This window comes from Prevotella multiformis DSM 16608 (assembly GCF_000191065.1).
GTDB classification, from domain to species: Bacteria; Bacteroidota; Bacteroidia; order Bacteroidales; family Bacteroidaceae; genus Prevotella; species Prevotella multiformis.
Window position 1 is genome coordinate 1177721 of record NZ_GL872283.1, and the last position, 13614, is coordinate 1191334.

The following is a 13614-nucleotide window of genomic DNA, read 5'->3' on the forward strand; positions in this document are numbered from 1 at the left end:
TGCTTAAGAGGATAGGCTTGCAACTGGGTTTTAGGACTGACCCTCAAAAACATCCTGCCGCCTCCTTCCAGAAAGGACACGGCAGGAGCGGGCTGTGCGACCGAAAGAGAAAGCAGAAGATGCCGCGTAGAAGCGCAACAACACAAAGAGTTGACAAGATTCCTTTCAACGACAGACCAATGTGGATTTTCAGAACACGTCTTCATGTATTTTCTGCAAGAGCGGGCTTTACATGGCATAATTTTTGTATCTTTGCCAGCTGAGAATCCATCACATAAAACATAGAAGAGAATGAAGACAAAGGAGACACCTGTCCTGCTGCTTACAGGCTATTTAGGCAGCGGTAAGACAACTTTGGTAAACAGGATACTTGCCAACGAGAAAGGAATCAAGTTCGCCGTAATCGTCAACGACATCGGCGAGGTGAACATCGACGCGAATCTCATTGAGGCAGGAGGTGTCGTTGACCAGAAAGACGACTCGCTCGTCGCTTTACAGAACGGCTGCATCTGCTGTACACTGAAAATGGATCTGGTACAGCAATTGAACGATATTGTCTCACAGGGCAAGTTCGACTATATTGTAATCGAGGCAAGCGGTATCTGCGAACCGGCACCGATAGCGCAGACCATCTGTGCCTACCCGCAGATGTACCCGAATCTGGCAAAGAAAGGAAAGGCCGTACTGGACTCCATCGTGACAGTCGTGGATGCCCGGCGGATGTGCGACGAGTTCTCCGCCGGCAACGACCTGCTGAAGAAAGACCTGCAGGAAGACGACCTCGAGAACCTGCTCATCCAGCAGATTGAGTTCTGCAACATCATCCTCCTCAATAAGGTTGATGACGTCAACCAGGAGGAACTGGGGCTGGTGAAGAGCATCATCCGCTCATTGCAGCCCAAGGCGGAAATCATCGAGTGCAATTATGGCGATGTCAGCCTCGACAAGATCATCAATACCAAGGCGTTCAACTTCGACGAAGTGGCCACCTCCGCCTCATGGATTGCAGAGATTGAGGGAAACGACGAGGGGCACGAAGACAGACACCACCACGACCACGAGGAGGACGGGCACCACCATCATCACCATCATCACGGACTGGAGAACGAAGAGAGCGGGGAGGCATTGGAGTATAACATCCAGACCTTCGTCTACTACGCACGGAAGCCGTTTGATATCAATTTCTTTGACGACTTTGTAGCACGTCAGTGGCCGGAGCAGGTTATCCGCTGCAAGGGGCTCTGCTATTTTTCCAATGAGAAAGACGTGTGCTATGTCTTTGAGCAGGCCGGCAAGCAGGTGAATCTCCGCAATGCCGGACAGTGGTATGCCACCATGCCGCAGTTCCAGCTGCGTGAGTTCCTGAAGAACAACCCCAAGATAAAGAAGGACTGGAAAGAGCCTTACGGCGACCGTATGCAGAAGCTGGTGTTCATCGGGCAGAACCTCGACAAAGAGGCGATCACCCGGACACTTGACAAGTGTCTGACAGACTTCTAAGGAGGTCGGCAAAGGAAGAAGACGGGCATATCATGTTATCGTGATATGTCCGCCTTCGGCTTATTCTGTTCAGGAGACAGGTTTCTCCAGCTCTTTTAGACCCTGGGGAAAATCAGTACAACCGTACTTCATCTCCCATACGGAGTCCACGCTCGGCAATCTTCTCGTTCTTCTTGACAAGACTCTTCAGCCGGATGCCATACTTCTGGGCAATATCGTACAGACTTTCCGATTTACGTACGTAATAGGGATGGTGTTTGAAATTCCTTGGAGCTTTCCGCCGTTTCTTCTTCAGCCAGACGAACTCGCCAGCGACAAGACGGTCTTTCTTCTTCCGTTCGTTATACCTCGCCAGTTTATGACTGCTGATATCCAGTTCCTTGCCCAACGACTTGAAGGTGTCTCCCGGCCTTGCAACGACATAGTAGTTCTCATTATACTTGTGGATGGTATGTGCACCTGCCAGCTGGACGGCTGCCGGCAGACCGCTGTCCGGAACACGGACGGCTGTATCTTCCCCACTGTGGCGGGCCATGAAATGATCGAAATGCTTCGCCTGGTCATACTCGTACAGCTTATAGAGTTCGATGATACTGATCAGGTTCTGTGCGTACGTAGGACTCGTGGCATACCCGGCGCGCTTCAATCCGTATGCCCACCCCCGGTAATCGGTCTTGTCCAGGCTGAACAGGCTCCGGTAACGCGGACGGTCGCGGAGAAACTTGCAGTGGTCTTCGAAACTTTCCAACGCACTGTCGTATGCACGGAAACACTCTCCCAGTTCGTCGTCGTCATGGCTGATGGTACGCCCCGTCCAGCCATGGCACTTGATGCCGAAATGGTTGTTGCCCTGAAGGACGAGTGTGCCCCGCCCTGCCCCGCTCTCCAGCAGACCTTGCGCCAGGGTGATGCTGGCCGGTACGCCGTACTTCAGCATTCCCTCGATGGCCATGTCTTTGTACTGGTCTATATACGTCTGATAGGCCTGATTCCATCGGATCGGGCCGCCCGCCGTGGCAGACAACATCGAAAGGAATGAGAGAAGGATAAAGATATATCGCCTCATAAAAAAGTTCTTTTGGACTATATGAATGCAAAAGTACACGTTTTATCACATAATCCGAAACGATTTGTCTTAAATTCTCACAAACATTTCAGAACTTGTACTTAACCTTCCGTAACTTTCCGCCAAAGAAAAAGCATTTTATCCCTCCGACCGGCTTATAGTTCGGGATTTTTGTCTAATTTTGTATCATATGAAGATGATCATTGCTCTTGGTTCCAATCTCCATCAGGAACAGAATCTACTCAAAGCAAAGGAACTGCTGGGACACAGCTTTGACGGCATTACATTCTCTGAACCGGAATGGACAGAACCGATCGGAATAAAGTCGGACAGATTCCTGAACTGCATAGGGACTTTCGAGGCAGAACTGTCACGCACAGCAGTAGAGAAAATACTGAAGCGGACAGAGCAGGTCATGGGCGACTCGCACCAGAACCACCAGCTGGGGAAAGTGCTGATAGACATCGACCTCATACAGTATGGCAATGAGACGATAAGGAAAATCGCATGGCTCTGAAAGGGATTATCAAAAGACTGGCGCTCTGCCTGCTGCTCTCCGGGATGTGCTTTCCTGTCTCCGCTCAGAAAAGCAAGGATTCGGAAGAACTGGGGAAAGCACTGGACTACTTCGCATCCGCCAAATATCATGAAGCCCTGCTGATTTTCCAACGCCTGGACAAGGAATACAACCTCAATCCACGGTTCAAGGCTTATCTCGGTCTGTGCTATTACCACGAATGGGACTACAAGACAGCCGCCAGACACCTTGAAGCGGCAATCCCCTATCTGGATGCCTTCGCTCCACATGAGCGGTCTGTCTATTATTTCACCACAGCGGAAAGCCTCTTCAACATGAGACAATACAGACAGGCCATCCCGTATTATGAAAAGACACTTGCAGTATGCTATGATCGTGAAAAGGGGGATGTGTACTACCGGATGGGGCTGTGCTATATGTTCTTGCAGGTATGGCGACCGGCATACGACCTGTACATGAGCGCAGAGAAAGCCTACCAACAGTATGGGGCGAGAGAAGAAGTGCAGGCAAGACTTGCACAGACCCGTCGGATGGCAGTTGCATGCCGGGCAAATTACGAAGCCGAACAGCCGCTGGATCCTTTGTCGAAAGAATCGGACAACACGACGGAGAACGACAATGTGACGACGCAATTAAAAAGTATATCGACAATTCTCAAATCATTGACTTCTACGATGTTATTGCAGTCCCTTCAGCCTATAGCTGTAAAGGATATTATCAAGGAAGAAGAGAGAAAAATAATCCGAAAATGACGACTACTTTTCCTGTATTTTCTTCGTCCGTTCATTTTTTTTTAGTACTTTTGCGCCATATACTTTTAGACAAACTATTTACACTTAAAATATAACCGTCTGTCATTTCTGTTGATTGACAGTATAAGCAAATTCTCAATCCTACGACCATCAGCATTACATTCCAATGACTCTTGCATTGAGTTGACAGATTTTGCAAACAAGATATTGCCATAATCTAGTATCTATGGGGAAACACAGGAAGGGCTGGCACCGCAGACACGAAGATCTACGACGTCAGCCCTTAAAACTGTTTTCTTTAAAGAGGAGGCTTACTCGATAGCGCCCTTTATCGTCTCCACAATATACTTCACATCTTCGTCAGAGACCAGCGGGCCGCTCGGCAGACACATGCCGACCTTGAAAAGGCTCTCGCTGACACCATTGACATACGCAGGACAATCCTGATAACATGGCTGCCTGTGCATGGGCTTCCACAGAGGACGGCTTTCAATGTTCGCCTTGTCAAGAAAGACACGCATCGCCTCGACATTCGCATTCGGCTCGCAATCTGTATGGGCGTTGCCTACGGAATGGACGACACCGGCAGCACCGCCGACAGCACCCTTCACAGTCGTCTTGTAGGCACTCTCCTGCCCCTTCACTTTAACGGAAGGGGCAAGTGTAATCGTATTCAGCCAATAATTGGAATCATATTCCGGTGAAGGATTGCCATGGAAAGTGACGCCTTCTATCTCGCTGAAAGCCTCGTCGTACAGACGGGCGATGTGCCGGTGGTGGGCGATGTGCTCGTCGAGCACCGTCATCTGTCCCCGACCGATACCCGCACAGACATTGCTCATGCGATAGTTGTAACCGATCTTCTCATGCTGATAATAAGGGTAACCCTCGCGCGCCTGTGTCGCATAGAACATCACATTATTGCGCGCTTCCTCATCAGGACAGACCAAAGCCCCGCCACCAGAAGTGGTGATCATCTTGTTGCCATTGAACGACAGGACACCATAGGCACCGAATGTTCCGCACACCTGCCCTTCATATCTTGAACCCAGTCCCTCGGCAGCATCCTCAACCAACGGAATATCGTACTTCTCCGCCACGGCAAGGATCTCCCTGATCTTTGCAGGCATCCCATAGAGATAAACTACGATGATAGCCTTCGGCTTCCTACCGGTCTTGGCTGTTCTGTCCTTGATAGCTTCTTCCAGCAGCACAGGATCCATATTCCATGTTTCCTGCTCTGAATCAACAAAGACAGGCGTTGCGCCCTGGTAAGTCACGGGGTGTGAGCTGGCACAGAAGGTGAAACTCTGGCAGATGACCTCGTCACCAGCCGTCACTCCCAATGCCACCAAAGCAAGATGTACGGCTGCCGTCCCCGAACAGAGTGCCACGACATGCTTCTCCGCCATCCCTTTTAAGGACTCCCTCCACAGGTTCTCCGGGTTGTTTTCATGTGGCATGATCGTCTGTGGATATACCTCCTTCACAGAGGCGTCCCCTCTCCGGGAACGACCGGAGGATGCCGCAAACCGCTTCAGATCTGCTTCAAACCCATTGACATTCGGCCCCAATGGCACCACCCAATTGGTATCAAACGCCTCTTGGATGTATCTCATCTCATTACCGCTCATGTGAGCGAGACAAAGTAAAATACGTTTTCGTTCCATCTTTGTTTCTTTTATTTCAATCTATAAAGTGGGAAGAAGGATGCCGTCACATCAAAAGATGGCGTAGACATCTTCCGAAGCTTTATCAGATCTGAATATTTTTCCTTATCAAAACAATCCTTGGAGATACAAAAACCTAAATCCCCTTTTTTGTTAAATGTTTTTTTAAACTTATATAACGGATCCTCACCACTCCCCACGCCACCTCCGAGATGCAAAATCTTATATCCATGTCGAGCTCCATACCTGGCAGCTTCATAAAGAATAAGATTTGTAGCATTAAGACTGCGATACTCCTGCACATTACCTGATAAGTGATAATGCATCCTGCCATTGCACATAAGAATAATACTCATGGCAATTATTTCACCTTTGAAGACAGCATAAAACATCTTCCAATTTCCAGGCAAATCCTTGGCTACAGACTCGTAGAAAGATGATCCAAAATAATAATACGGATCTGCGTTATCTTTATCCATCGAAGCATTATAAATACTACGGAATTTATCAAATAGAGAAAAGTCTTCACTATGCTCCACCACTATCCCCATCTTTATAGCTTTTCTTATGGTTGTACGATCCTTGCTTTTCAGGTTCTGGAAAATGACCTCTTCCGAAGAACAATCTATGTAAACTGTTTTACCCAGGTTTATGACATTTGACCATCCTCTCAAAAGCTCTTGATTTTTCAACCAGGGACACCAACGGGTAAAGGCCGCAACAATATGATGCGCCCTCATGAACGTGCCTATTTCTGACCAGAAAGTTCCTACCTGTTCCTCTGAAATATTTCCATCTAAAAGCCAACCGCCATATCCGTATGGGGTAATAGCATCAAAAAGAACACCTTTCCCAATATACCTTTGTGCCCATACCTCATCATTTAAATCCCGGAGCATAAAGGCACATACGGCTCTCAATCCCCCTCTCTGGTAATAAACCAAGATAGGCGTTCCATCACCATGAACTTTAAAAGATGCTAAATAACCACTAAGGAAATATACATCATAATCAGGGAAAGACCTGACGATTTTGTCCCATTCCGTTCTATTTTCAAAATCAATTATCCTCGTCATTCTTCAAAAGATTTTAGCAAAGTACAGATTTGGCATCCCATTTCCCCTATTTCATCAGCACTATATCTAGCATCACAATGTATTGATAATATTCCATCCGAAACAATTCTAGACTCACGAGAACAGGTCTCCGGTATCTCCCACAAGACAGCCGGATAAATAGATTTGCTTATCAGACCTTTCCTAAACCGCTCACGCTTCATTTTATCTGGGAACAAAAGCAAAAGTGAGAAAGGGATCAAGGATTCGCTTTCCGGCACTAACAATCGAATTCCGTTTTCCTTCAGGAGGAAAGATAATTGCTTCACCACCATCTTCCAATTTCGGTTTCTCCTCTCACTCCAGTCCTTAATGTCAATTTTTTCTAAGACCTGTCTGTCCAGAGAAGAAATACGGCTAACGGGCAGACTACCAAAACATTGTTCTGTCCGAAGAAACTTTTCTCTGTAAGAGTCTTTCAGGTCAGGGATGGAGGCTTCATTATCCTGGGAAAGATACAGTGCCTTCTCTGCCATCGCCTGCCATCTTGTTCGAGCAACCTTTTCGTTCAACAGGGTCTCCTTTATTGTTGAACCTAGCTCTGACAAATCCTTGCTGTTACTCCAGAGTATACCGCCTTCTGCCAAGGGTAGTGTCTTCCGTAAAGACGCTATACAGAATTCCGCCTTACTTTTCCGGACCCACTCGCTGAAAATATTATGGGAGTGGTCCTCTATGACTGGAATGGGAACGTTGATCCGTTTTATTTCTCTTAACCCGAAATAATTCATCCACAACAAAACATCCCCTTCTTGGAAGGGTAGATGACCAACAAATTGATGGTCTTTGACAACAGGGTTATCCTGATATGTTTTTACTTCAATCTCACAATGTAGGAGAATATACGCAATGATTTCCCAGCAGAAATATTCAGGTATCCAAATTCGTTTCCATTTATAGTAATTTATCAGGGATTCAATGGCCTGTCGACCATCAGCCAAGAACACAGCATTTGGGTAATAATCAAACAGAGTTTTTCCACCAGCAACACATGGAAAGTTCAGAAAATGAAAATCAGAACCATATTCTTTCATCTACCATTCCTCCTTAACAGCCTGAGTTTTTCACCAAACCCTAAATCATCAACCATCTCGTCCTGCACTTCTCCTTCTCCTACTCCTTCTCTCTTTATGACATTAAGAAAAGTCATCCATAGAATCTTCAAGTCAAGTGAAAAAGAGAGATTATCAACATACCATACATCGTATTCAAACTTTTTGCTGTATTTCACAAAATTCCTGCCATTTACCTGCGCCCATCCCGTGATGCCAGGCCGCACTTCGTGCCGTCTGATCTGACAACTATCGTAGCACTTCAAAAAATCAGCATACAAAGGTCTTGGCCCGATTAATGACATATCTCCCTTTAACACATTGAGTAATTGGGGAAACTCGTCCAAAGAAGTGCTGCGGACGAATCGGCCGACTCTCGTCAATCGCTGTCCATCAGGCAGAAGATTTCCCTCTTCATCTCTCTCATCGGTCATGGTCTTGAATTTTATGACATTAAACACCTTGTTATGCCATCCTGCCCTCGAATGCAGGAAAAACGCTCCTCCACCTTTATTTGCGAAATGCAGCCATATCGTGACAGTCAACAACAAAGGTGAGAAAACCAGCAATGCAACAAGTGCAGCGCTGAAATCTATTGCCCGTTTGAAGAAACACCTATACATATACTAATCAAGTGATGTGTACATATTTTTCAAAGCCTTCCATACATCTTTCTGCTCATATTTTTCCTGGATGATCCTACGGCTGTTCTGAGCCATCCGTGCCACATCTGAGGGGTGCGACAACGTCCATTCCATGACAGCAAGCAGAGCTTCTGGATTACGAGGAGGAACAATACGTCCGTTTATTCCCTCTCGCACAATCTCGTTACTACCATTTATATCAGTTACGATAGACGGTAATCCCATACATCCCGCCTCAAGGACCACATTGGGAAACCCCTCTCTATAAGAAGGGAACACCAAGGCATCAGCAGTAGCAAGATAAGGGCGCACATCTTTCTGATAGTTTACAAATCGAACCGAAGGATTATGCATGAAGAAAGATGTATCTTCAGCATCCAGTGGATCGAGTTCTGGTTCAAAGTTCCCAACCAGAAGCAGTTTCGGCCGAAGGGGGTGTTTTCCTCCAAGTAAGCCCTGCATAGCAAAAGACAGTTCCCGCATTCCTTTGTCATTGACAATTCTGCCGACAAAAACAAAAACGAAATCCTCCGACTCGAAGCCGAGTTCCCTGCGGAGGCTTTCTTTCACAGGGCTTTCCCTTGGAATATCCAAAAGTTTCCTCCCATTATCTAAGCTGCATTTTTCACGCAACCTCTCGACAGAGAAGTAAGAAGTATCCTTTCCATTAATATTACCATTCCAGATTACCTTCAGTGGCTTCTTCGTGACATGGTCTTGCTTTAAAGTTTCAAGAACCCCCTTTCCTTCCGGAATAACCTTAGACGCACAGGCACAAGTTATTTTCTCCATAGTCTGCAAGATTATTCTCAATCCCCCTGTTGCTCCCTGATACCTAAGGCCTGTAACCGTATAAATCCGATGTGGGACACGGCAGAACCAGGCAGCCACCATAGCCAACAGAGATCCCTTGGGTGTATTGGCATGAACGCACCATGGTTTTTCTTTCTGAAAGAAAAAAAACAGCCAGACTAAAGAAACAAGATCTTTCCATAAAGAAATTGGACGTTCTATAGGTGCATTGACTACTCTGACTCCCTCTCTACCTCTTACCTTTTGCAACCGACCATCATCTTTTGCGACCGCAACAACATCGAAATGCTGATTAAGGTACTTCAACTGTCCTACCAAAAGGTCATCTAAACTCTCGCCTGCAGTGGTCAGTCTTACTATTTTCTTTTTTTCCATAACGGCTTATACAAATCAATATAGCACTCTTTTTAGGATGGTTCTAAAATTAAGATGTCGAAGACAATTTACATATAAGCAACTAAGCCGACAACACTCATAAGCTTGCTTAGTAATTTCACAATTGAAGATGTAATCCATAAACAATAAATACTCCTGTAAGGCTGCCGGGATCTATTCGCCGCCCAAACTCTCTATCTCTGCCGAAGTCCAGAATATACCCCGCTTCCATACCGGTTGTAGTCAGGCAGCTATTAACTGAACAGAATGTTCTGCCGAAAATACTGGAAGCAGCCTTTAACCCGACAATTACTTTGTTCTCGACTGCCATATCTGCTACGAAATTTCCAATATCAAGTTGCTCCTTGTTTATAACACGCCCGTCGGATATTGCTCTTCAACGGGCAGTCCTCTTCTCCGGATCTCATATACAAAAGCACGTCCATATTACGCAGACCGTAAAAAACCAATACCATGAGAAGTCTATACATACTCATTCAATCACCCCGCTGAAATTCAATTCTTCCCAATGTGAAGACATCTCGATAATGCGAAGCACATTCAGTATATTTTCCCACCGATAAATTCAAAGTGCTGATCCAGCAACTTCAGCAGCCCTTTCAACAGACTGTCCCAAGATAGGTCTGCAGCAGTAATGCGAAACAACCTCCCCTACCTACTTTAGAACTCAACACGTTCAAAACTCACATTCCCGATCCTTGCTGCATACTCAGGGAATGCACTCTTCCACATTCCTTCATGCCATAAGCTATATACCTTTTGCGCACCGCTGATCAAATAATAGTCTGTGAACATCTTTATATTCTCCGAATCATCAGTTTCACCGGCAGTATCTATATGCTTTACCGTTCCGGGCACTATATATACATCAGGCATTGCTTTTTTTATTTTCTCAATGAATACCATAGAATCCGAAGCTATCAGGACGTTCATACCGAAATGCTGCGAAGAGATTTTTTTTATAGCATTGACGGCAGAAGCCACCAGCGCATTCTTCTGGCTGTCAGAATCCAGCTCCGGGTTAACTGCTGTCTCGGTCTTATCGCCCAAGAGATTCATAAAGCGGGTATGAATTGCAATATAGCAGTCTCCTATCTCCGTCCGATAACGTTCCAGATAACGCTGAAGATAAGTCGTCGGGCGGAAGAGTTCTCTATACAACTCCCCCCACTTATAATCTGTCCCAAAATGAGCATTCACCTTGTCCAAGGAGTCATAGCCATAATAGAAATGCGTCTCCGACGAACGTTTCTTGCATAAGCGGGAAGGATTTACGATTTCCCCGTAAGCTATAATATTCTTATATGACAAAAGGCCAAAGTTCATTTGGCTTTCATCAATTATCCAATCATACTTATTTGGCTCAAGGTATTTGCTTAATACAAACGGATAGCTCCAATTCAACCTGAACGGTTTACCTAATGCTTTGGAAACAGCAAAAACAGTGATAAGTCCTTTAAGCCTGTCGAACATCCCACCATGCGGAATCCTGCCGTCAACCATAAATACAAACGGATAAGTATTACTCGTTCTGTACAAAGAGAACCCTTTCTCCTTCATTATCCTGAACTTCATCAACGGTTCACGATAACAGCAATCTATGAGCTTGACGAAAAAATCTCTTCTTAGCATATATAGATATTCAAGTCTGACAATTCCTCCCGAATGGATCTCTCGTCCTCGCAATCTGAGGCTGAAACAAACAGTTTGGAATACTCATTCATTGACCCATCGGCTACATTCCCATGTCATTTCAGCCATAGAGACCCGACTGCAAGTAAAAATCCTCCTAAAGTCCATATAGGAAAAGGAAACATCAATGTGATTATTTTACATGTTTCTCACTCCACACCGTGCCGGACACAACTCCATAGGGGATCAGAAAGAGAAGGGCATCACTTCTGTCCGCCATAAAAAAGGATGTTTATTATCTTAATGGGCTGCGTTAGTCGAACCACATAATAACATACAAAACACATGACACTACCGATCAGAGGGATAAAAACAAAGTCTGTAAAAGCCGATGAAATAAAAACTTCATTCCATTTTACATATTCTGTCAATGTCCGCTCTATCATAAAAGTCTGAACGACATATATGCCCAGAGTATATCTTCCAACCGTACTAAGCCCGGATAAGATATGCCTTCCTATCCGTTCATTCCCAAATATCTTATAAATCAGCTCGCAGATTCCTATGACAACTATTGAACCAGAAAAGCCTACCAGAAGTTGAATCATAAACTTCATCGGACTGTAAACAAGTAAACTGAGATCAACCTTATCACATGGATTTGCCCAACGCATGCAGACTGCAATAACAAAAAAGAAAAGCGAAACACAGAAAAGAGCAACCCGATAGGTTTGAAAGCCCGTCTGATATTTATGAATTTAATATCCCATACAAAAATAGAAATATAGGAAATTTATCATCAAGGTTCCACCAGATGGAATGATTAAAAGTGCTACCCATGAAAGCAGAAATGTAATCCCTACAGGTTTTTTTAATATATTTGGCAACTCTTGCTATTAAATAGCAAGCAAAAAGAGTTTTAAGGAACCAAACACACCCAATTATTTCTCTACAAATCCCCCCCACACACATAGACAAACGGTTGCAACTGTACAGGATATAACCGGAACCAACAACTGTTTACACTTTTTTATAAAAAGAGTTCTTATAGGGACTTCTAAGCTGCGACTGGAGAAATACCCGCACAGCAACATAAACAAAGGCATGTGGAAAGAATAAATAACAGCTCTAACAGAACTCTCCAATGCCTGTTCCATAACATAGCAGTGACCCACACATACAAGGAGCATCGCTGTGAACTTCACCAGATCTAAGTATGCTATTCTATCTTCTGCCATTAGAGATTACGTCGTTATAAACAAAACTGTATCCGCTCACCATTCTGTTGACATCAAACTCCAAAGCTCTATTGTAACAGCGTTCAGCTATCTCATTATAATAAGCTTCATCACTTGACAAATGATTAATTTCATCTGCCAGCACCTTAGCATCCTCATGAGGGAAAAGAAGGCCATAGCCCTTTGTCACTTCCCGCAGTCCGTTCACATCCGATGCTATGAACGGCCTGTGCACGCTCATGCCCTCCACGTTGCTGAGGCTCAGCCCTTCCCAATGGGAAGACATTACGATAATGTCCGCTGCCCGCAGCACATTCGGTATGTCCGTACGCAATCCAAGAAACCTCACCCTGTCTTTTACACCCAGTGAGGCAGCCAACTGCTCAACTGCATTCTGGCGTACACCGACTCCAGCAAACCACACCTCAAACAATCCTTTATCCAGCAGCCCCAAAGCCCTGACAACCGTATCCTGATCTTTGGCATCCCTGAAACCGGCAACCATCAGAATAGATTTCCGCTGTTTCTTCAGGGATAAAAGAGCCTCATCCGGTCCGGCGCAGCTGATTGCTTCCACATCTACACCATTGTTGATTGTAGAGATACGGCTGTACCGGGGGCTTGTCTTGTCTTGCCAGTCTCCTCCCATGTATTCCCGCAACTTTTCTTCAGCAATCCGGCTTATGCAGATGACATGACTGTACCGGCCATACATCCAGCTCTCAACTGGAGCATACCACTTCCAGCCGCGTTTGCGATTGGAAGTGGTATGCTCGGTAGAGACAATTCTCACTGGACAGAATACATCCGCAAGTGCCACGAACAGCTGCGGGGAGGAATTATGTGTATGGACGATATCATATCCGCGCATGATCTTTGCCAGTTTGAGAATGTAGACAGGATTATAAACACCACGTCCCAGCGAATAGATCTTCACCTCCGGGCACATGCTTCTAAGCCTCTGCATCAGCGGTGTCTCCGTACCGTTGAAAACACACAAATCCACCGTATGTCCCAATGCCCGCAGCCGTGGTATCAGATTGACTACCAAGGTCTCTGCTCCTCCCATCTCCAAGGATGTTATGACCTGTAATATTCTCATTCGCCTTTATCTTATTCCATTGACAAAAAGCCCGCCTCATGCCTGTCAACGGGAACAGTGTTCCCAAGCACCGGGAATGTCATTCCCGGACGTTGG

The 13614-nt window shown here is 45.6% G+C and carries 14 protein-coding genes; 4 read left to right on the forward strand and 10 right to left on the reverse strand.

The genetic code is table 11. From position 1 onward, the window contains the following. A partial coding sequence (locus tag HMPREF9141_RS13715; RefSeq protein WP_218916012.1) for a hypothetical protein occupies positions 1 to 263 on the forward strand: 263 nt, incomplete at its 5' end. Between the two features lie 28 nt (positions 264 to 291). After that, positions 292 to 1500 (forward strand): CobW family GTP-binding protein, encoded by a 1209-nt coding sequence (locus tag HMPREF9141_RS10155; protein WP_007368643.1) that lies wholly within the window; start codon positions 292 to 294, stop codon positions 1498 to 1500. Between the two features lie 112 nt (positions 1501 to 1612). Here the strand turns inward: HMPREF9141_RS10155 and HMPREF9141_RS10160 are convergent, their stop codons facing one another. After that, positions 1613 to 2566, reverse strand: a complete 954-nt coding sequence (locus HMPREF9141_RS10160; protein ID WP_007368644.1) for a glucosaminidase domain-containing protein — start codon at positions 2564 to 2566, stop codon at positions 1613 to 1615. 190 nt (positions 2567 to 2756) lie between these two features. On the opposite strand from HMPREF9141_RS10160, the gene HMPREF9141_RS10165 reads away from it, so the two are divergent. Next, positions 2757 to 3083: a 2-amino-4-hydroxy-6-hydroxymethyldihydropteridine diphosphokinase gene (locus tag HMPREF9141_RS10165; protein WP_007368645.1), complete on the forward strand. Its 327-nt coding sequence runs from the start codon at positions 2757 to 2759 to the stop codon at positions 3081 to 3083. Beyond that, positions 3074 to 3856, forward strand: coding sequence for a tetratricopeptide repeat protein (locus tag HMPREF9141_RS10170; RefSeq protein ID WP_007368646.1), 783 nt, complete (start codon positions 3074 to 3076; stop codon positions 3854 to 3856). The genes HMPREF9141_RS10165 and HMPREF9141_RS10170 overlap by 10 nt, the downstream gene beginning before the upstream one ends. Positions 3857 to 4167: 311 nt before the next feature. Here HMPREF9141_RS10170 and HMPREF9141_RS10175 read toward each other — a convergent pair whose 3' ends face one another. The 9 genes from HMPREF9141_RS10175 to HMPREF9141_RS10210 form a co-directional block, all read right to left on the reverse strand. Beyond that, a complete protein-coding gene (locus HMPREF9141_RS10175) occupies positions 4168 to 5526 on the reverse strand; it encodes a DegT/DnrJ/EryC1/StrS family aminotransferase (RefSeq protein ID WP_040554815.1) in 1359 nt (452 codons plus the stop codon). Positions 5527 to 5537: 11 nt separating this feature from the next. Then, positions 5538 to 6602 (reverse strand): GNAT family N-acetyltransferase, encoded by a 1065-nt coding sequence (locus HMPREF9141_RS10180; RefSeq protein ID WP_007368648.1) that lies wholly within the window; start codon positions 6600 to 6602, stop codon positions 5538 to 5540. Then, a complete protein-coding gene (locus tag HMPREF9141_RS10185; RefSeq protein WP_007368649.1) occupies positions 6599 to 7675 on the reverse strand; it encodes a hypothetical protein in 1077 nt (358 codons plus the stop codon). The genes HMPREF9141_RS10180 and HMPREF9141_RS10185 overlap by 4 nt, the downstream gene beginning before the upstream one ends. Next, a complete protein-coding gene (locus HMPREF9141_RS10190; RefSeq protein ID WP_007368650.1) occupies positions 7672 to 8316 on the reverse strand; it encodes a sugar transferase in 645 nt (214 codons plus the stop codon). Before HMPREF9141_RS10190 ends, HMPREF9141_RS10185 begins: the two co-directional genes overlap by 4 nt. A gap of 3 nt (positions 8317 to 8319) precedes the next feature. Next, positions 8320 to 9525: a glycosyltransferase family 4 protein gene (locus HMPREF9141_RS10195; RefSeq protein WP_007368651.1), complete on the reverse strand. Its 1206-nt coding sequence runs from the start codon at positions 9523 to 9525 to the stop codon at positions 8320 to 8322. Positions 9526 to 9643: 118 nt separating this feature from the next. After that, positions 9644 to 9916: a GxxExxY protein gene (locus tag HMPREF9141_RS13110; protein ID WP_306420030.1), complete on the reverse strand. Its 273-nt coding sequence runs from the start codon at positions 9914 to 9916 to the stop codon at positions 9644 to 9646. A 290-nt stretch (positions 9917 to 10206) separates the two neighbouring features. Continuing rightward, on the reverse strand, positions 10207 to 11121 hold the full coding sequence (locus tag HMPREF9141_RS10200; RefSeq protein WP_050788058.1) for an O-fucosyltransferase family protein: 915 nt from the start codon (positions 11119 to 11121) through the stop codon (positions 10207 to 10209). Positions 11122 to 12119: 998 nt separating this feature from the next. Next, positions 12120 to 12416: an acyltransferase family protein gene (locus tag HMPREF9141_RS13930; RefSeq protein ID WP_257009600.1), complete on the reverse strand. Its 297-nt coding sequence runs from the start codon at positions 12414 to 12416 to the stop codon at positions 12120 to 12122. After that, the gene (locus tag HMPREF9141_RS10210) at positions 12403 to 13518 is read right to left on the reverse strand and encodes a glycosyltransferase (RefSeq protein WP_007368654.1); all 1116 of its coding nucleotides are present in this window, start codon (positions 13516 to 13518) and stop codon (positions 12403 to 12405) included. The genes HMPREF9141_RS13930 and HMPREF9141_RS10210 overlap by 14 nt, the downstream gene beginning before the upstream one ends. Positions 13519 to 13614 lie beyond the last annotated feature (96 nt).

Bases quoted from the DNA above. Each gene is read 5' to 3' on its own strand.
- HMPREF9141_RS10155 (WP_007368643.1), top strand. From the start codon at position 292: ATGAAGACAAAGGAGACACCTGTCCTGCTGCTTACAGGCTATTTAGGC.
- HMPREF9141_RS10175 (WP_040554815.1), bottom strand. From the start codon at position 5,526: ATGGAACGAAAACGTATTTTACTTTGTCTCGCTCACATGAGCGGTAAT.
- HMPREF9141_RS10160 (WP_007368644.1), bottom strand. From the start codon at position 2,566: ATGAGGCGATATATCTTTATCCTTCTCTCATTCCTTTCGATGTTGTCT.
- HMPREF9141_RS10185 (WP_007368649.1), bottom strand. From the start codon at position 7,675: ATGAAAGAATATGGTTCTGATTTTCATTTTCTGAACTTTCCATGTGTT.
- HMPREF9141_RS10170 (WP_007368646.1), top strand. From the start codon at position 3,074: ATGGCTCTGAAAGGGATTATCAAAAGACTGGCGCTCTGCCTGCTGCTC.
- HMPREF9141_RS10190 (WP_007368650.1), bottom strand. From the start codon at position 8,316: ATGTATAGGTGTTTCTTCAAACGGGCAATAGATTTCAGCGCTGCACTT.
- HMPREF9141_RS13930 (WP_257009600.1), bottom strand. From the start codon at position 12,416: ATGGCAGAAGATAGAATAGCATACTTAGATCTGGTGAAGTTCACAGCG.
- HMPREF9141_RS10210 (WP_007368654.1), bottom strand. From the start codon at position 13,518: ATGAGAATATTACAGGTCATAACATCCTTGGAGATGGGAGGAGCAGAG.
- HMPREF9141_RS10195 (WP_007368651.1), bottom strand. From the start codon at position 9,525: ATGGAAAAAAAGAAAATAGTAAGACTGACCACTGCAGGCGAGAGTTTA.
- HMPREF9141_RS10180 (WP_007368648.1), bottom strand. From the start codon at position 6,602: ATGACGAGGATAATTGATTTTGAAAATAGAACGGAATGGGACAAAATC.
- HMPREF9141_RS10200 (WP_050788058.1), bottom strand. From the start codon at position 11,121: ATGAAGTTCAGGATAATGAAGGAGAAAGGGTTCTCTTTGTACAGAACG.
- HMPREF9141_RS10165 (WP_007368645.1), top strand. From the start codon at position 2,757: ATGAAGATGATCATTGCTCTTGGTTCCAATCTCCATCAGGAACAGAAT.